Source organism: Allobosea sp. (assembly GCF_030695125.1).
Lineage (GTDB): Bacteria > Pseudomonadota > Alphaproteobacteria > Rhizobiales > Beijerinckiaceae > Allobosea.
Window position 1 is genome coordinate 199124 of sequence record NZ_JAUYTP010000031.1, and the last position, 17605, is coordinate 216728.

At 63.0% G+C, this 17605-nt stretch carries 17 protein-coding genes and 1 pseudogene; 7 read left to right on the forward strand and 11 right to left on the reverse strand.

From position 1 onward, the window contains the following. Nucleotides 1–52: 52 nt before the first annotated feature. Together phaC and Q8S38_RS12890 are read left to right on the forward strand one after the other, a co-directional pair. On the forward strand, nucleotides 53–1876 hold the full coding sequence (phaC, locus tag Q8S38_RS12885) for a class I poly(R)-hydroxyalkanoic acid synthase (protein ID WP_371125877.1): 1824 nt from the start codon (nucleotides 53–55) through the stop codon (nucleotides 1874–1876). Between the two features lie 98 nt (nucleotides 1877–1974). Further along, nucleotides 1975–2898, forward strand: a complete 924-nt coding sequence (locus Q8S38_RS12890; RefSeq protein WP_305680821.1) for a hypothetical protein — start codon at nucleotides 1975–1977, stop codon at nucleotides 2896–2898. 221 nt (nucleotides 2899–3119) lie between these two features. Here the strand turns inward: Q8S38_RS12890 and Q8S38_RS12895 are convergent, their stop codons facing one another. Then, a complete protein-coding gene (locus Q8S38_RS12895; protein WP_305680822.1) occupies nucleotides 3120–4457 on the reverse strand; it encodes an OmpP1/FadL family transporter in 1338 nt (445 codons plus the stop codon). Here Q8S38_RS12895 and Q8S38_RS12900 point away from each other — a divergent pair. Then, nucleotides 4456–4890, forward strand: coding sequence for a hypothetical protein (locus Q8S38_RS12900; RefSeq protein WP_305680823.1), 435 nt, complete (start codon nucleotides 4456–4458; stop codon nucleotides 4888–4890). The two genes, Q8S38_RS12895 and Q8S38_RS12900, sit on opposite strands and share 2 nt — an antisense overlap. Continuing rightward, entirely contained in the window at nucleotides 4887–5735 is an 849-nt protein-coding gene (locus Q8S38_RS12905) for a fumarylacetoacetate hydrolase family protein (RefSeq protein ID WP_305680824.1), read from the forward strand. The genes Q8S38_RS12900 and Q8S38_RS12905 overlap by 4 nt, the downstream gene beginning before the upstream one ends. Before the next feature lie 75 nt (nucleotides 5736–5810). Here Q8S38_RS12905 and argC read toward each other — a convergent pair whose 3' ends face one another. The 8 genes from argC to Q8S38_RS12945 all read right to left on the reverse strand — a co-directional run bounded on the left by argC (nucleotide 5811) and on the right by Q8S38_RS12945 (nucleotide 11883). Continuing rightward, on the reverse strand, nucleotides 5811–6746 hold the full coding sequence (gene argC / locus Q8S38_RS12910) for an N-acetyl-gamma-glutamyl-phosphate reductase (RefSeq protein WP_305680825.1): 936 nt from the start codon (nucleotides 6744–6746) through the stop codon (nucleotides 5811–5813). A gap of 357 nt (nucleotides 6747–7103) precedes the next feature. Next, nucleotides 7104–8060 (reverse strand): agmatinase, encoded by a 957-nt coding sequence (gene speB / locus Q8S38_RS12915; RefSeq protein WP_305680826.1) that lies wholly within the window; start codon nucleotides 8058–8060, stop codon nucleotides 7104–7106. Nucleotides 8061–8077: 17 nt separating this feature from the next. Then, nucleotides 8078–8359, reverse strand: a complete 282-nt coding sequence (locus Q8S38_RS12920) for a hypothetical protein (RefSeq protein WP_305680827.1) — start codon at nucleotides 8357–8359, stop codon at nucleotides 8078–8080. Nucleotides 8360–8390: 31 nt separating this feature from the next. Continuing rightward, a complete protein-coding gene (locus Q8S38_RS12925; RefSeq protein ID WP_305680828.1) occupies nucleotides 8391–9215 on the reverse strand; it encodes a bestrophin-like domain in 825 nt (274 codons plus the stop codon). Between the two features lie 109 nt (nucleotides 9216–9324). Next, nucleotides 9325–10083 carry an SDR family oxidoreductase gene (locus Q8S38_RS12930; RefSeq protein WP_305680829.1) on the reverse strand — a complete coding sequence of 253 codons (759 nt, stop codon included), beginning with the start codon at nucleotides 10081–10083 and terminating at the stop codon, nucleotides 9325–9327. A 181-nt stretch (nucleotides 10084–10264) separates the two neighbouring features. Beyond that, entirely contained in the window at nucleotides 10265–10744 is a 480-nt protein-coding gene (gene rpsI / locus Q8S38_RS12935) for a 30S ribosomal protein S9 (RefSeq protein WP_305680830.1), read from the reverse strand. Nucleotides 10745–10746: 2 nt separating this feature from the next. After that, entirely contained in the window at nucleotides 10747–11208 is a 462-nt protein-coding gene (rplM, locus tag Q8S38_RS12940) for a 50S ribosomal protein L13 (protein WP_305680831.1), read from the reverse strand. A gap of 258 nt (nucleotides 11209–11466) precedes the next feature. Further along, nucleotides 11467–11883, reverse strand: a complete 417-nt coding sequence (locus Q8S38_RS12945; protein WP_305680962.1) for a PaaI family thioesterase — start codon at nucleotides 11881–11883, stop codon at nucleotides 11467–11469. Between the two features lie 162 nt (nucleotides 11884–12045). On the opposite strand from Q8S38_RS12945, the gene Q8S38_RS12950 reads away from it, so the two are divergent. Together Q8S38_RS12950 and Q8S38_RS12955 are read left to right on the forward strand one after the other, a co-directional pair. Continuing rightward, nucleotides 12046–12858, forward strand: a complete 813-nt coding sequence (locus tag Q8S38_RS12950) for an enoyl-CoA hydratase (RefSeq protein WP_305680832.1) — start codon at nucleotides 12046–12048, stop codon at nucleotides 12856–12858. Nucleotides 12859–12985: 127 nt separating this feature from the next. Further along, nucleotides 12986–13516: a CoA-binding protein gene (locus Q8S38_RS12955; protein WP_305680833.1), complete on the forward strand. Its 531-nt coding sequence runs from the start codon at nucleotides 12986–12988 to the stop codon at nucleotides 13514–13516. A 92-nt stretch (nucleotides 13517–13608) separates the two neighbouring features. Here the strand turns inward: Q8S38_RS12955 and Q8S38_RS12960 are convergent, their stop codons facing one another. Further along, a complete protein-coding gene (locus Q8S38_RS12960; protein ID WP_305680834.1) occupies nucleotides 13609–16458 on the reverse strand; it encodes a bifunctional diguanylate cyclase/phosphodiesterase in 2850 nt (949 codons plus the stop codon). A gap of 14 nt (nucleotides 16459–16472) precedes the next feature. After that, nucleotides 16473–17234, reverse strand: a complete 762-nt coding sequence (locus Q8S38_RS12965) for an alpha/beta fold hydrolase (RefSeq protein ID WP_305680835.1) — start codon at nucleotides 17232–17234, stop codon at nucleotides 16473–16475. A 197-nt stretch (nucleotides 17235–17431) separates the two neighbouring features. Between Q8S38_RS12965 and Q8S38_RS12970 the strand changes: the two are divergent. After that, nucleotides 17432–17557: pseudogene (locus Q8S38_RS12970) on the forward strand (transposase); the annotation flags it as partial. Nucleotides 17558–17605 lie beyond the last annotated feature (48 nt).

Consider the following 17605-nt stretch of genomic DNA (forward strand, 5'->3'; position numbering starts at 1 on the left):
ATTGGGGAGCCAACAGCGTCCCCCAGAGAAGATTTGCGACGGGGAGAACGCGATGGACCGGCAAACCGACAAGAAGCCGGCGGACGCGACGGCCTCGGACGAGGCGCAGGCTCCCGATCTCGACCAGTTCGCGCAGAACATGAGCCGGCTCGTCGAGGAGTACGGCAAGGTCACGGCGGCCTATCTCAAGCCGATCGAACGCGGCGAGGCCAAGGGCGGCCAGGCCGACGAGGCCAGCGAAATGGTCAAGACGCTCGGCCGCGTGGCCGAGACATGGGTGTCCGACCCGCGCAAGATCATCGAGGCCCAAGCCTCCCTCACCGGCGAGTTCCTAACGCTGTGGAGCCAAATGCTCAAGCGCGCCAGCGGCGAGCCGGCCGCCCCGGTCGCCGAGCCCGACAAGCGCGACGGCCGCTTCGCCGACCCGGACTGGTCCGGCCATCCGATGTTCGACTTCATCAAGCAGGCCTATCTGATCGGCTCGCGCTGGGCCGAATCGATGGTCGACAAGGCCGAGGATCTCGATCCGCATACGCGCGAGAAGGCGCGATTCTACGTCAAGCAGATCGCCAGCGCGCTTTCGCCGTCGAACTTCGTCGCCACCAATCCCGAGTTGCTGCGCGAGACGCTGCGCCAAAACGGCGAAAATCTCGTCCGCGGCATGAAGATGCTGGCCGAGGACATCGAGGCCGGCCATGGCGAACTCAAGATCCGCCAATCCGACCCGAGCGCCTTCAAGGTCGGCGTCAACATCGCCTCGACGCCCGGCAAGGTGGTGTTTCGCAACGACATCATCGAGTTGATCCAGTATGCGCCTTCGACCGAGACGGTGCTGAAGCGCCCTCTCCTGATCGTGCCGCCCTGGATCAACAAGTTCTACATCCTCGATCTCAACGCCGAGAAGAGCTTCATCCGCTGGGCCGTGGCGCAGGGGCTGAGCGTGTTCTGCATCTCCTGGGTCAACCCGGACGAGCGCCATGCCGCCAAGGATTTCGAAAGCTACATGCGCGAGGGCATCTTCGCCGCGCTGGAGGCGATCGAGCAGGCGACGGGCGAAAAGAAGGTCAACGCGATCGGCTACTGCGTCGGCGGGACGCTGCTGGGCGTCACGCTGGCCTATATGGCCGCGACGCAGGACAAGCGCATCGCCAGCGCGACCTTCTTCACGACGCAGGTGGATTTCTCGCAGGCTGGCGAACTCTCCGTCTTCGTCGACGAGGAGCAGATCCGGGCGGTCGAGGAGCAGATGACCAAGAGCGGCTATCTCGACGGCGCGCGTATGGCCGGCGCCTTCAACATGCTGCGGCCCAATGACCTGATCTGGTCCTATGCGGTCAACAACTACCTCAAGGGCAAGGCGCCGACGCCCTTCGACCTGCTCTACTGGAACTCCGATTCGACGCGGATGCCGGCGGCGAACCACTCCTTTTACCTGCGCAACTGCTATCTCGAGAACAAGCTCTCGAAGGGCGAGATGGTGATCGGCGGCAAGCAGCTCGATCTCGGGGCGGTGAAGATCCCGATCTACAATCTCGCCACGCGCGAGGACCATATCGCCCCGGCGCAGTCGGTCTTCACCGGCTCGCAGTGTTTCGGCGGCCCGGTCGACTACATCGTCGCGGGCTCGGGCCACATCGCCGGCGTCGTGAATCCGCCGGGCAAGGTGAAGTACCAGTACTGGACCGGCGGGCCACCCACCGGCACCTATGAGAGCTGGATCGCCGCCGCCCGCGAGCATCCGGGCTCCTGGTGGCCGCACTGGTTCTCCTGGGTCGAGGCGCAGGCGCCCAAGCGGGTGAAGGCGCGGGTGCCGGGCTCAGGGAAGCTGCCGGCGCTGGGCGATGCGCCGGGGACCTATGTGAAAGTGAGGGTTTAAGGCGAGTTCGCGACGAAGCTTTGGGGCACATCGAACTTAAGCTTGTAGATCAGCTCATCTGAGGAATCACTTTTTAGATAGAAACCAGGAGAAAAGTGATGGAGACAATTCTATCAAGCGTAGGTCAAATTGCTGGAATTGCCGGTATTTCCGTCGTAACTTTTCTTTTTGTCTGCAAGGCAATGCTTCAAAATGTCGATTGGCCTACTCCAACAAAAAGAGAGACATCAAAGACCTTAAACAGGATGCTGCTGTTCGCTTTTTCGCTGGCAATCGCCGGCATGATCACTTGGCTTGGCGCGAAAGCTATATCGGCAACACACGACGTTGCGTCCGAAACTATTAATAAAGGTGGCACAGTTGATTACCAATTTCGGATCGGAACATCTTCCAATTCAGCCTTCAAGGCGGGAGGAAACACAGAAATTTCAGCTCTATCAGAAATACAATTGATTGATTGGTACAGTACCGTTAGAGATAAATTGATTTATGGAGACTACTTGACTGAAAAAGAACTTATAAGAGAATATTTATACAAAAAATCCAAATGGACACCAGAATCCGAATCAGCTCTAAAATCCCGGTTGATAAATTATTCTGTTTCTAATAAAAACAAGTTATACTTTAAGAATACTGATGGCAGTAAATATCAAATTAAAATCAGTTCTAATCACAATTGCGATGAATCGTATTATAGTTTCGTTCAAATTTCGCCCGCAGTGTCTCAAAATTATGCAAAATACAACGAACAGCGCGATATAAAAGATATTTTAATCAGAAATGATACCTCTGGGCAAGAAATTACTTCAAGACTAGGATCAAATAATAAACTAATAGAGCAGTGGAACAATACTTTTTACAATAGAGATGGCGATTTTGATGAAATCATTAAAATAAAAAATACTGACTCAATTGGATTTAAAGTGCGAATACAAAAAAGATTAAATGACAACGACTATCAAATCGGCCTAATTATGCCTAAGATTCCCACCTGCATCGCACTTGCGACAAGTATTCAGTGATGGAACCAACGCTCGATCAATGGTTTATGTGAGTCAAGAATTTATACCGCAGCGCGGGTCGCGGGCAATGTGATTGCATTTTTATATTTTATGTAAGATCGGAAAAGGATCTTTAGTCTAGTACGCGCTGACACACTCGCCCAAGTCGATAAAAAGGCCGATCCATTGAACCGAGAAGCCGGCCCGAGGGCCGGCTTCTTTGTCTCGCCTTGCAGCGAGTATCAGTTCTTGCGCACCACGGGGCGGACCGGGATCGCCTCCGCCGGGTTGTCCCAGCGATAGGTCAGGCCGGCCGAGACGATGTTGATGTAGGGCTTGGCTTCGGCCGTGAAGATGACCGGACCCTGCTGCGGATGGGCACCGCCATAGTTCACCGACGCCTTGGTGACGTGGATAAAGGTGTAGCCGACATCGAGCTTCAGCTTGTCCGTGACCTGGTAGCTCGCACCGGCCGAGAGCCAGAGCCGGTCGTTGTCGGAGACGAAGACGGTGCGGTTGGTGTCGTTGACCGCCGAAAGCTCGTAGGCGACGCCGGCGCGCAGCGTCAGAGCCTGGTTGTACTTGTATTCGACGCCGCCGCTGAAATACCAGCTATCGTCATAGACGAAGTTGAGGCTCGAGATCGGCAGGCCGCTGATCTGGCTGACGATCGGGATGCGGCGGAAGCGGCTCCAGTTGGTCCATTCGACGCCGAGATGGGCCTGCCACTGGTCGTTGATGACCTGCGAGACGCCGAACACCACGGAATCGGGCAGGTTCAGATTCGCCTTGATCGGCGACACGCCGGCCACGGTCGAGATCGTGCCCTCCAGGGTCTGCCGGATCGAGGAGCGATAGGCGAGACCGATGGTCGTGCCCTGCAGCGGGGTCAGCGTCGCGCCGACACGGAAGCCGTAATCGATCGTATCGCCCTTGAGGACCTGGTTGGGGGCGGCCGGGCCGATGGCGGTCGCGAGCGCCGCGCCGGTGGCGTTCTTCAGGCTGGTGTTCAGATACTGGACCTGGAAGGCGGCGCCGACCGAGAGCCAGTCATTGACCTTGTAGCCGATCGTCGGGGAGACGTTGATCGTGCGCAGGGTCGCGGACCGGCCATAGACCTGCCCCGCATAGACCTGATTCTCGGGCTTGGAGCGCAGGCCGAAGGGCGCGCCCGTGGTCAGGCCGACCCAGAACCGGTCGGTGAGCTGCCAGGCGGAATAGGAAGCCGGGATGAAGGCGCCGTCGCCGCCGATGTTGCCGCTGCCGTTCTGGATCGGGCTGAGCGGACCGACCGGGGAGCCCAGGCGCGTCGCCCCGGTAGGCTCATAGGAGGCGTTGGCGTTGAGATAGGTGAAGTTCCACTGGCTGTTGCGGCCGGGGAACATGGTGATCGTGGCCGGGTTCCAGGCCATGGCGCCCATGCCGATGCCGCCCGAGGCCGCACCCGCATAGGCCATGCCGAGGCCCTCGGCGCTCTGGCCGCTGCGGATCGCGAAGGAGCTGGCCTGGGCCGCGCCGGCGGCGAGGAGCGCCGCGACCGAAACCGTGGCCACTGCGGCCGTGCGAACGATGCCCATCATGGAAGTCCATCCCGTCTGTCGTTTCTTCGGGACTGATCCGTCCCGCTCGATGACGAACATGACCCGAGCCGTTTCTGGCCGCAATCCCGCCTTGAAGTTCGTTTGTGAGGCTGTGTGCGAAGCTATTCCGCTAGGGAAACCGCAAAAACAGGCGAAACGGCCGCGTTTTCTTCCCTTGCCGGCTTCATGCCAGGCCGATCACATCGTTTACATACGAACTATTGCGGGTTTTCAGGATTTTGGATCAAACCGCGGCACCCTCGCCCAATCGGAAGGCAGGAAGCTTTCACCGACGCCGTTGCATTCACGCAACATTGCCCGGAGCCGCGACATGCACCCGCGCCATGCGTCGGAACGGGCTTGTCATCGGCGGCTGCATCTTGTCAGGTTCGCCACCCAATTAGATCGTTTGAAAACGGGGGAAACGACGTGAAACTGTTACGCTATGGCGCTCTTGGCCAGGAAAAGCCCGGCCTGCTCGATTCCAAGGGCGTCCTGCGGGACCTCTCGGGCAGCCTTCCCGACCTCGCCGGCAAGGCGCTGACCTCGGCCTCGCTGGCCAAAATTCGAGCAATCGACCCCGAATCATTGCCGGCGGTTTCCGGCGCGCCGCGCATCGGCGCCTGCGTCGGCGACGTCCGCAACTTCATCGCGGTCGGCCTCAACTTCGCGGACCACGCGGCCGAGACCGGCGCCGAAATCCCCAAGGAGCCGATTCTCTTCAACAAGGCGCCGAACTGCATCGTCGGTCCGAATGACGACGTGATCATTCCCAAGGGCTCGAAGAAGACCGACTGGGAGGTCGAACTCGCCATCGTCATCGGCGACGGCGGCTCCTACATCCCCGAAGACAAGGCGATGGCCGCCATCGCGGGCTTCGCCGTCTGCAACGACGTCTCGGAGCGCGAATACCAGATCGAGCGCGGCGGCCAGTGGGCCAAGGGCAAGGGCTGCCCGACCTTCGGCCCGCTCGGCCCCTGGCTGGTGACGACCGACGAGGTCGCGGACGTCCAGAATCTCGGCATGTGGCTCGAGGTCGATGGCGAGCGCGTCCAGAACGGCTCGAGCAAGACGATGATCTTCGGCTGCGCCTATCTCGTCCACTACATCAGCCAGTTCATGCGGCTGGATCCGGGCGACGTCATCACCACCGGCACGCCGCCCGGCGTCGGCCTCGGCTTCAAGCCGCCGCGCTTCCTGAAGGGCGGCGAGGTCGTCAAGCTCGGCATCGAGGGCCTGGGCGAGCAGCAGCAGCACTTCAAGGCCTATCAGGGCTGAGATCGCTCCTCGCCGACATGGAAAAGGGCCGCTCGCGCGGCCCTTTTTTGTGCCTCCGTCAAAGCGAGTGCCGGATCACTTCTCGGGCAGGCCGAGCATCAGCCGGATGTTCTGCACCGCGGCGCCCGAGGCGCCCTTGCCGAGATTGTCGAGCCGCGCCACCAGCACCGCCTGGCGCAAATCGTCGTCGCCGAAGACCCGCAGTTCGAGCCGGTTGGTATCGTTGAGCGCTTCGGGCTCCAGCTTGCCGCCCGCCTGCACGGCCGGAACGACCGAGACATAGGTCGAGCCGGCGTAATGCTCGGCCATCGCGTCGGCGAGATCGGCCGCCTTGGGCTTGCCCGGCAGCGTGTCGAGATGCAGCGGCACCGAGACCAGCATGCCCTGCCGGAAATTCCCGACCGAGGGAATGAAGATCGGCCGGCGAGTCAGCCGGGCATATTGCTGCAGCTCGGGCAGATGCTTGTGCTTGAGGCCGAGCCCATAGAGCTCGAAAGCCGGCGCCGTGCCGGCCTCATAGGCCTCGATCATGCTCTTGCCGCCGCCGGAATAGCCGGAAACCGCATTGATGGTGACGGCGTGATCGGGCGGGATGAAGCCGGCATCGACCAGCGGCCGCAGCAGCGCGATGCCGCCCGTGGGATAGCAGCCCGGGTTGGAAACGCGGGTGGCCTTCGCGATCGTCGCGGCATGGCCGTGCTCGAGTTCGGCGAAGCCGTAGACCCAGTCCGGGGCGACGCGATAGGCGGTCGACGCATCGACGATCTTGGGCGAGGCGTCGCCGAGTTCGTCAGCCAGTGCGACCGATTCCTTGGCGGCGTCGTCGGGCAGGCAGAGCACCACGAGATCGACCTGCGCCATCATCTCCCGGCGCGCGGCAGGGTCCTTGCGCTTCTCGGGGTCGATGCTCCTGACGACGACGCCCGGCATAGCCGCCAGCCGGTCGCGGATGCCGAGCCCGGTCGTGCCGGCTTCGCCGTCGATGAAGATGGATTTCGGGTTCTGGCTCATCGGGACCTCCGAGACCGGCATGGACGAAATGCTTGGTCGGCTTCAGGCACAAAAAAACCGCGCTTCGGGCGCGGTCGCGGGCGTTCGGACATCAAGCCGAGCGTCATCGCGGTCGCGCAGGGGCGGCCGAGACAGAGCGACGTCGGGCGTGGTTCACGGTCATGAGCGGGATATGAGCGAGGGAGGGGGCGCTGTCAATTGCACGCCGTCATTCTCGGGCGGCGCGAAGCGGCGACCCGGGAATCTCCGGATCGACATGCTCGGGTCGAGCCCGAGCCTGACGGGCGTTACGGTCAAGGATTTGAACCGCTTGCACCGGGAGGCTGCCAAACCGATTCCAGTCCCTCACACCCTGATTCACCCCGCCTTCTTCAGCGCCAGCGCCTGGATGTAATGCTGGACCAGCGCCGATCCGGCGATCGCGGTGGCGTCGGCGTGGTCGTAGGGCGGCGAGACCTCGACCACGTCCATGCCGCGAAAGTCGAGGTCGCGCAGGCCCCAGACCATGCGCAGCGCCTGATCCGAGGTGAAGCCGCCGGCGACCGGCGTGCCCGTGCCCGGCGCGAAGGCGGGATCGAGTGCGTCGATGTCGAAGGTCAGATAGGCCGGCCCGGTGCCCACGCGCTCCCTGATGCGGGCGATGGTGCCGGCGACGCCGAGTTCATGCGCGACATAGGCGTCGAGGACGTCGATCCCGCAATCGCGCGGGGCGACCGTGCGCAGGCCGATCTGGATCGAGCGATCCGTGTCGATCAGCCCCTCGCGCACCGCCTCCAGCACGAAGGAGCCATGGCTGACCGCGCCGACACCGTCATCCCAGGTGTCCTGATGCGCGTCGAACTGGACCAGTGCCAGTCTGCCATGGCGGGCGACATGGGCGCGTAACAGCGGCAAGGTGATGAAATGGTCGCCGCCCAGCGTGACGAGATGCGCGCCCGCGGCGATGATGCCCGCCGCCTCCCGCTCGATCGCCCGCGCACAGCCCTGCAGATCGCCGCGCGGCAGCAGGCAGTCGCCGTAATCGACGGCGGCGAGATGGGCGAAGGGGTCGATCCGCGCGGGGTATTGCGCGTCGCCATCGAAGATCGCGCTGGCGCGGCGCAGGGCCTGCGGCCCGAAGCGCGTGCCCGGGCGGTTCGAGACGGCGAGATCGAAGGGCACGCCCCAGATCACCAGATCGCAGCCGGAGACGTCCTTGGAATAGCGCCGCCGCATGAAGGAGAGCGCGCCGGCATAGGTCGGGTCCGCCGCGCCGCCGCGGCGATCGCCGGTGAAGGCGTGGTCGATCGGGGGCGTCTCGGCGGGTGCGCTCATGGGGATGATCCGTGACGTCAGGGCTTGCGGCCGACGAGCCAGACATAAAGGCACCAGGGCAGGATCAGGGCGAGCCCCGACAGCACCAGCCGCAGCACCGTCCAGGCGACCGGGTTCTGCAGGGCGCGGCCGTCCAGTTCCGGCACGCCATGGATCAGGCCGAGCGCGAAGGCCGGCGCGAGGAAGATCACCAGCGCATTGCCGATGCGGCGGCCGCGCGGCAAATCGCGCCGCGCCAGCGCGATCAGGGCGGGCACGGCGATCATGCCGAAGGCGATGAGGATCAGGAGAACGCGCATGGGTCGGAGTCCGGGACGGTGAATGAGCCCCTCATGGCCTGGCCTGAGGTGGGCGCGACATGAGCTGGGCCCGCAGATCGAGAGTGGCGATGCTGCGCTCGATCGGAGAGGGATCGGCACTCTGGTCACCGAGAAAGGGCCTGTCCATGACGAACAGAAGCCCGATCAGGAGACCGATCGCGCCGGAGTAGCCGGCCAGCGGCAGGATCACCACCCATCGCGGCACAATCATCGCCGCCTCCGCCGTCATCAGCAGCAAAAGCAGGATCACGGCGAGCCAGAAGGTGTCTGGCAGACCGCCGGCCGCCGAAGCCTCGATCTGCGATTGAGTATCGCCGATGGATTCGACGCCGGCCGAGATCAGTTCGAGCGTACTCCCGTCTCCCTTGATGGTTTGAGCCAGAACATCGACGTGCCCCGACAAAGCGCCCAGAGCCGTCGCCACATCGGGGCTCGGCCTCTGAGCGCGCATCGCCGGCCATCCGCGATCGACCAGGATGCGGGCATAATCACGCACTGCCCGGCGGGCATCGGCGGCCTCGGCGGAGTCGATGCGGCCCAGCGCACGGTCGAGCTGCAGCAGGTTCATCGCCTGGCTCTCGACCAGTCGGCGCGCATCATGAAGGCGATTGACCGATTGCAGCAGCAGGAAGGCAGTGAAGATGCCGGTGAGCGGGCCGATCAGCTTGAACGCATCGAGCGCGGCCGCAGACCGCTCCAGGTTCGGCTTCAGCCGAAACATGCGATGCGCGACCCAGGGCGCGGCCACGCAGATCCCGAGCGCCAGCGTCACCGCCAGGCTGATCAGCACGGTGGAGTGTATCTGATAGAGCCACGCGGCCATCGCTTCGTTCATGTCCCTGCTGCTAGGCTGCGGGGCGGAGCTATACCCGCCGCGCGCCTAAGGGCAAACCGACGCGTCGCCGCCTGCGGCCATCGCGGCGATCGCGGCATTGCGGCAAAGGCTACCGCCCGCCGCCGACGCGCAGGATCGAGCCGACGACATAGGACGCGGCGTCCGACAGGGCGAAGAGCACGACCTCCGCGACCTCCTCGGGCTGGGCGGCGCGCTTGATGGGAATCGTCGGCGCGATGCGGGCGACGCGGCCGGGCTCGCCCGAGGACAAAGCGTGGATCTCGGTCTCGGTCATGCCCGGCGCCACCGCGTTGACCCGGATGCCGGCCGGCGCCAGCTCTCTGGCCATGCCGAGCGTGAGGGAATCGATCGCGCCCTTCGAGGCCGCATACCAGACGAACTCGTCGGGCGAGCCGAGCCCGGCCGCGATCGAGGAGATGTTGACGATCGCCCTGCCCTTCGCCTGCGGATTGGCCATCAGCGCGCGCGTCGCCTCGCGCGCGACCAGGATCGCGCCGGTGACGTTGACGTCGATGCAGGTGCGGATGGTCTGCGGGTCGGCCTCGGCCAGCTTGCTCGCCGGGCCGGTGATGCCGGCATTGTTGACGACATGGGTCAGCGGCCCGAGCGCCGCTTTGGCTTCCGCGAAGACGCGGGCGATGTCGTCCTGCACGGCCATGTCGCCCTGCAGCGCGACCGCTTTCGCCCCAGCGGCCTCGCAGGCCGCCACGACCTCGGCGGCAGCCTTCGCCGCGCTCTGGTAGTTCACCGCGACGTCATAGCCGCGCTGTGCGGCCATCACGCAGATGGCGGCGCCGATGCCCCGGCTGCCGCCGGTGACGAGGAGGACGGGGCGGGCGGCGGTCATGGTGTCTCTCCTCGAGCGGTGCCGAACCCGTCATTGCGAGCGCAGCGAAGCAATCCAGACAAAGGCCGAGCGCACGATCCTGGATCGCTTCGCTGCGCTCGCGATGACGAAGGGACAGAGAATACGAAAAGGGCGGCCCTTGCGAGCCGCCCTTTCCACATACCGGGTGATCGGAAAACGATCAGCGCTTCGAGAACTGGAAGCTGCGGCGGGCCTTGGCCTTGCCGAACTTCTTGCGCTCGACGACGCGCGAATCGCGGGTCAGGAAGCCTTCCTTCTTGAGCGGGCCGCGAAGCTCGGGCTCGTAGAAGGTCAGGGCCTTGGAAATGCCGTGACGCACCGCACCGGCCTGGCCGGAGAGACCGCCGCCCTTGACCGTGACGACGACGTCGTACTGGGTCAGGCGATCGACGAGCTGCAGCGGCTGCTGGAGGACCATGCGCAGCACGGGGCGCGCGAAGTACACCACCTGGTCACGGGTGTTGACCGTGATCTTGCCGGTGCCGGGCTTGATCCAGACGCGGGCGATGGCGTTCTTGCGCTTGCCGGTGGCATAGGCGCGGCCCTGCGCATCGACCTTCTTGACGTGGACGGGGGCGTCGGGCTGGGTCGACTTCGCGACTTGGCCGAGCTGCTCGAGAGACTGAAGAACCTCGGCCATGGTCAGACCCTCGCATTCTTGCTGTTGAGCGCGGCGACGTCGAGCGCCTCCGGCATTTGGGCTGCGTGGGGATGCTCGGCGCCCTTGTAGACGCGCAAATTGCCGAGGATCTGGCGGAACAGCGGGCCGCGGGGCAGCATGCGCTCGACAGCCTTCTCGACGATCCGCTCCGGGAAGCGGCCTTCGAGAATGAACTTGGCCGAACGCTCCTTGATGCCGCCGGCATAGCCGGTGTGGTGGTAGTAGACCTTCTGGTCGCGCTTGCGGCCGGTCAGGACGACCTTGTCGGCATTGATGACGATGATGTTGTCGCCGCAGTCGACATGGGGGGTGTACGCCGGCTTGTGCTTGCCGCGCAGACGCAACGCCACAACCGCGGCGAGACGACCCACGACGAGCCCGGAGGCGTCGATCACAACCCACTTCTTTTCGACATCGGCGGGCTTGAGCGAGATGGTCTTCATCGCGGGCACCCTTCGGAGCGTTGAAAAAAGGACAAGCCGCCGGAGGACCGGCGGCGGTGTGAGCGGGGGATAGGGGCAGGCCGCGCCGGTGTCAAGCACTACCCGATGCTCACGATCCCGAAAAACGCATTGTTTTCAGCGGAATGCCGAAAACGGTACCCAGATACCGCGCTGCCCCATTCGTCATGCTCGGGCTCGACCCGAGCATCTCAGGCCAGAGATTCTCGGGTCGAGCCCGAGAATGACGACGCGTCCGCCTCAGCGCTCCGCGGGAATCGAATAGGTCCCCGTCGCATGGGCGACCATCTCGCTTTCGCCTTGCGAGTAGAGCGAGACCTCGCCCACCGCCAGTCGCTTGCCGAGCTTGAGCAGCCTCGCCTCCCCGATCAGTGCGGCGGGACCCGGCTTGCGCAGGAAGTTGAAGGACAGGCTCGTGGTGACGGCGAGCGCGACGGGGCCGATCTGGCCGAGGATCGCCGCATAAAGCGCGAGATCTGCGAGTGCCATCATGGTCGGGCCGGAGATCGTGCCGCCGGGGCGCAGATGCTTCTCGTGGTAGTCGCAGCGCATGCGGGCGCTCATGGCGCCGACCTCCTCGACGAAATAGGTGCGCCCGCCGATATGGAGCTGCGGGAAGACCTCGTCGAGGAAGGCCTCGATCTGCGCGGCGTTCATCCGGGGCGTGGTGTCGCGCAGGGTCTTGTCGCGCAAGGTCTTGTCACGGAAGGTCATGCGGGCGATCCGGCAAATGCCAAGTGGGGACATGCCCCTTGCAGCATGGGGGAGCGCGGCGGACAATACGGCAAAACGCACAGGGAAACGCCGAAGGTCACCGCCATGAACGCCCATGCCCCCCCCGAAGCGGCGCCCGCGCTGCGGCGCGCGGATGCCGACGGCATCGCCACGCTGACGCTCGCCCGCCCGCAATCGCGCAATCCGTTGAGCGAGGCGATGCTGGCCGCGCTGGCCGAAAGCTTCACCGCCATCGGCGCCGACCGGAGCGTCAAGGCGGTGGTGCTGGCAGCCGAAGGCCCGGTCTTCTGCGCCGGGCACGACCTCAAGGAGATGAGCGCGCACCGCGCCGATCCCGATCGCGGCCGCGCCTATTTCAGCGACATCCTCGCACGCTGCTCAGGCGTGATGCAGCAGATCACCGCCCTGCCCCAGCCAGTGATCGCGGCGATCGAGGGCACGGCGACCGCCGCCGGCTGCCAGCTCGTCGCCAGTTGCGACCTCGCGGTTGCGGGGGATGCCGCCCGCTTCTGCACGCCGGGCGTACATATCGGCCTGTTCTGCTCGACGCCGATGGTGGCGCTGACGCGCAACCTTTCCGCCAAGCACGCCATGGAGATGCTGCTGCTCGGCGAGATGGTGCCCGCCGACGAGGCCGCGCGGATGGGACTGCTCAACCGCGTCGTGCCGGCGGGTAGCGCGTTGGCGGAGGCGAAGCGTCTCGCCGGTGTGATCGCCTCGAAATCCTCAGGCACGATCCGCGTCGGCAAGCGCGCCTTCTATGCGCAGCGCGAGATGGGCCTGGCGGCGGCCTACGACCACGCCTCGGCGGTGATGGTCGAGAACATGCTGGCGCGCGATGCGGAGGAAGGCATCGGGGCCTTCGTGGAAAAACGTGCGCCGGTGTGGGAGGGGTAGCGCGGGTGCTACATTGGCGTCATTCTCGGGCGGAGCGAAGCGCAGACCCGAGAATCTCCGGCCGGAGATGCTCGGGTCGAGCCCGAGCATGACGTGCCTTCATCCCCCGCCTCACCCTTGGAATTCCATGTCCCACGACGCCTACCCCGACGCCCAGATCCGCGACATCCTCAAGAGCGTGAAGCGCATCGCGCTCGTCGGCGCCTCCTCCAGCGAGGCGCGGCCCTCCTGGATCGTGACGAAATACCTGCTCGACCGCGGCTATGACGTGATCCCCGTCAATCCAGGCCTCGCCGGCCAGACGCTGCTGGGCAAGACGGTCTATGCCTCGCTGAAGGACATCCCCGGCGCGATCGACATGGTCGAAATCTTCCGCAATTCGGAGGCCGCCGGGCCGCTCACCGACGAGGCGCTGACGCTCGAGCCGCTGCCGAAGGTGATCTGGATGCAGCTCTCGGTGCGCAATGACGATGCGGCAGCGCGCGCCGACGCGAAGGGCGTCACCGTGATCATGAACCGCTGCCCCAAGATCGAGTATGGCCGCTTGTCGGGCGAGATCGGCTGGCAGGGCATCAACTCCCGCATCCTCTCCTCGAAGAAGCCGGTGCTCGCCGGCAAGGGCTTCCAGAAGCTGACGATCCACCGCCCGGGGACGTGAGACCTCAGGCGGCACGGCTCAACCGCTCCATCTCGCGCGCGAAATCGAAGCGCAGCGGGTCGGCCTCAGCTGGGCGACGAACCCGTGGCAGGTCAGATCGGCTCCAGGATGGCCGGCACGCCATCGAAGATGCGAGCGAGCGGTTCCGGCTTGCCGAGCAGGAACCCCTGCGCATAGTCGACGCCGATGATGCGGAGACGGTCTAGCGTTTCGCTCGTCTCGACAAACTCCGCAACGGTCTGGACGCCGACGACTTTCGCAATATCGACAAAGCAGCGAACCATGACGTCGTTCAGCTTATCGGTGACGAGATCGCGGATGAAGCGTCCGTCGATTTTCATGAAATCGACCCGGAGCGATTTCAGATAGCCAAACGACGAAGCTCCCGCACCGAAGTCATCCAGTGCGACCTTGATTCCCATCGATCGCACGCGCTCGATGAATGCGGCTGCATCCGCAAGATTGGTAATCGCTTCGGTCTCGGTGATCTCGATACAGATCCTCGAGCAGATGTCTCGCCCGGCGCGTTCCAAGACGTCAAACGCCCAGGCGTGAAAGGCCCGGTCGCCAGTCGACCGTCCCGAGAGGTTCAAACTGATCAGCCGAATATCCTGAACCACAATGACGCTGGCAATCCACCTGGTTGCCTCGCGCAGAACCCAGCGATCGATGCGCGAAATCAGATGGAACCGTTCGGCTGCGGGCAGAAAAGCACCTGGGACTGCCAGCGAGCCATCATCGTTCTTCATGCGAAGCAGAAGTTCGGCATGCAGTCCGGGTTTATCGGCAGCGAGGGCACGAATCGTCTGTGCATGCAGGACGAAGCCGCCATCGTCCAGCGCCCGTTCGATCCGGTTTGTCCATTGCACCTCGAACTGACGTGATTGCATGGCCACATCGGTCTCGAGCCAGGCGTGAAAGCGGTTCCGTCCCGCCTCCTTCGCGGCGTAGCAGGCCGAGTCCGCAGCCTTTTGCAAAGCGGCGATATCCCCCCAGCGGGCGTCGATCGGCACCAGTCCGATGCTGGCACCGACGCGAAACTTCCGGCCATCGTGCACGAACCGAAAATCGTCCATGGCATCGCAAATTCGCTGCGCCAGTTTTCCGGCAAGTTCAACGGAACAGTTTTCGAGAATGATGCCGAATTCATCACCGCCGAGACGGGCCAGTGTATCGCAGTTTCGAACGACCCCGCGAAACAGTTTGCTGACCTGCCGTAACAGAATATCGCCCACGGCATGTCCGCAGGTATCATTCACGATCTTGAATTGATCGAGATCCAGATACAGCAGCGCATGACAGGACCTGTCCTCACGGGACTTGCCCAGCAAGAGCTTCAAGCGCGCTTCGAATTCGGTGCGGTTTTTTAGCCCCGTCAAAGCATCATGCGTTGCACGATACTTCATCTCCTTGGAGAGGCGTCTTTGTTCCGATACATCATGAAACACCAGAACAACGCCGAGGACCACGCCGTCATTCCGCACGATCGGGGCGGCGGAATCCTCAATTCCGAATTCGGTGCCGTCTTTCGAAATCAGGATGGTATGGTCGGCGAGGCCAACGATACGTCCCTCGGCAAGGCACGCCGCAACCGGGTTGGGGGCAACAGCCCGCGTGGTCTCATCGACGATCCTGAAAATCTCTTCCAGAGCCTTGCCTTGCGACTCGTCCTGTCGCCAGCCCGTCATTCGCTCAGCGACTGGATTCAGCCATGTAATCCGGCCCGTGGCATCCGTGGTAATGACCGCATCACCAATCGACTGCAGCGTCACGCGCATCAGCTCGTGCTGCTCGGCAAGTTGAGCACTGAGTTTCCGACGCTCGGTCACATCCTGCAAGGCACCGGAGAGACGGACCGGGCGGCCGTCGGAGAACTCGGCCGACCCAACAGCGCGCACAAAACGCTGCACGCCGTCAACGCGATGGATCGACAACTCGAGATCGAAGCTCTTTCCTGTCGAAAAAGCTTCATTGACGGCGGCTTCCAAGACGGGTCGCGATTCCGCAGTGTAGAATCCGATGGCTTCATTGAGATCAGGCGTGAAGCCGGCAGGCAGTCCATGGATGTCGCGAATGACATCCGACCACGTCAAAGATCCGGTGGGTATATCGAACTCCCAGCCGCCTACTCCCGCAAGGTTTCCCGTGCGATTCAGGAATTCCTGGGATTTTTTGAGTGCCACCTCAGAGAGCTTCAGCTCCGTTACGTCACTGGCCTGAGCAATGAAACCCTCGACCTTCCCCTTGACGAAAAACGGTGTGTAATGGGCGATGGTGAACGCAATCGAACCATCCCGCCTGAGCATATTTCGTTCAAATTGCTGCGGCTCACCCGCAAGCGCCGCCTGGATGTGTTTGTCGTTGAGATGGAAAAGCTCTTCTCCCAAAACATCCCGGATGTGTACTCCGGCCATTTCGTCGGCGTTCCGGCCGAACCAGTCGGCATAGTGCCGATTGGAAAACTTGCAGATCAGGTCGTTGGACCAAAAGGCGACGAGGCCCGGGAGCGCGTCCGCCATCGATCGCAGGAAGCGCTCGCTCGTGGTCACCGCGAGCGCCGATTCCACGGCGCGCGAGCGCGCGCCGATCAGCTCCGCCTCGAAGCGGGTGCGCTCCAATGCGACGAAGAATGTCCAGACGTAGCTTTCGCTGCCTTCGTAGATATCCGACCGGCAGTTTGCCAATACGGGTACGGCTTGCCGATCAGCCCCGATCAACTGAAAGAAACATTCAGAAATCGTCCCATTCCGCAACAATGTCGGAAAAACATGGGTCTGCAGAAAGATCCGGCTGGCCGGCGGGAGGATTCTGTCGATGGACTGACCCTGCAGATCCGAAGCATCGAGCCCGGTCACAGCTGTCATCTGGCGGTTCAGCCCGAGGATGGTCCCGCCGACATCGGTTATCAGAACGGAACAGGGCAGCTTATCGACGAGGATCACCGATTGTCTTCTTTTCAGCGCTGTTTGTCGTCGGAGGCGAGATAGCGTCTGATGGCCGCAACGACGAGATCCGGGTGGGTCATGTGCGCGCAATGGCCGGCCACATCGAGTATTTCAAGTTCGCTGCCCACGAGACGCTCGTGCATATACGTGCCAACCGACAGGGGAGCCAGAGCATCATTTCGATGTTGAAGAATAAGACTCGGCGTCGTCACATATTGAAGGTCGGCTCGATTGTCGGCGAAGAACGTCGTCTGCGCAAAAACCCGTGCCGTCACCGGATCGGTTGAACAGAAGCTGTCTGACAGTTCAGCCGATACGGTTCCCGCGCCGTCCGAACCGGCCACGACAGGAGCGAGATAATTTGCCCAGCCCATGTAATTCTGATCCATGAGCGCCAGCAAACCTTCCAGATCCTCCCGCTCAAAGCCGCCCTCATACTCAGGGCGATGGTTGAGGAAGCTCGGCGACGGCCCCAGCAGGATCAGTCGATCGAACAGGCCAGGTCGCTTGACCGACGCCAGGAGCCCGACGCTGCAGCTGACGGAATGGCCGACGAACGACACGCCGGATGTCAGCTCAAGCGCATCACAGACATCGAGGAGGTCCTGCACATACCCATTCAACGTGCCGTAACGTTCGTCATCGAAATCCCTGATGTCTGACCTGCCGCTGCCGACATAATCGAACAGGACCACGCGATGGGTCGTACTGAACTGCTGCGCGACACGTTTCCACATGGTATGATCGCAACCGAACCCATGCGCATACACCATGAACGGCCCCTGAGCGCCATGTACCGTGACATTATTACGCTTTAACACAGTCATTGATCGTTCTCTCGTCTCCCCCTGGCGACACTGTATAGTGATGCATTCCGGATTCGACGAGGACCGATTCGAAAAATTCGGACATCGGGCATAGGTGGATTTTCGGCCGGAAAGCGGCATGATTGCCGTGGACAGGAGCGGGTCTGTCGAGACGCATGCGCCGGAACCACAGCCCGGCTTTCAAGGCGCAGGTCGCGCCGGCTGCCATCGAGGGCGAGACAGCGCTGGCCGATCTGGCGCTGCGGTTCGAAGTCCACCCCAACCAGATCAAGGGCTCAAGAAACACCGGATCCTGTTTGACGCCATCGGGACCGTTC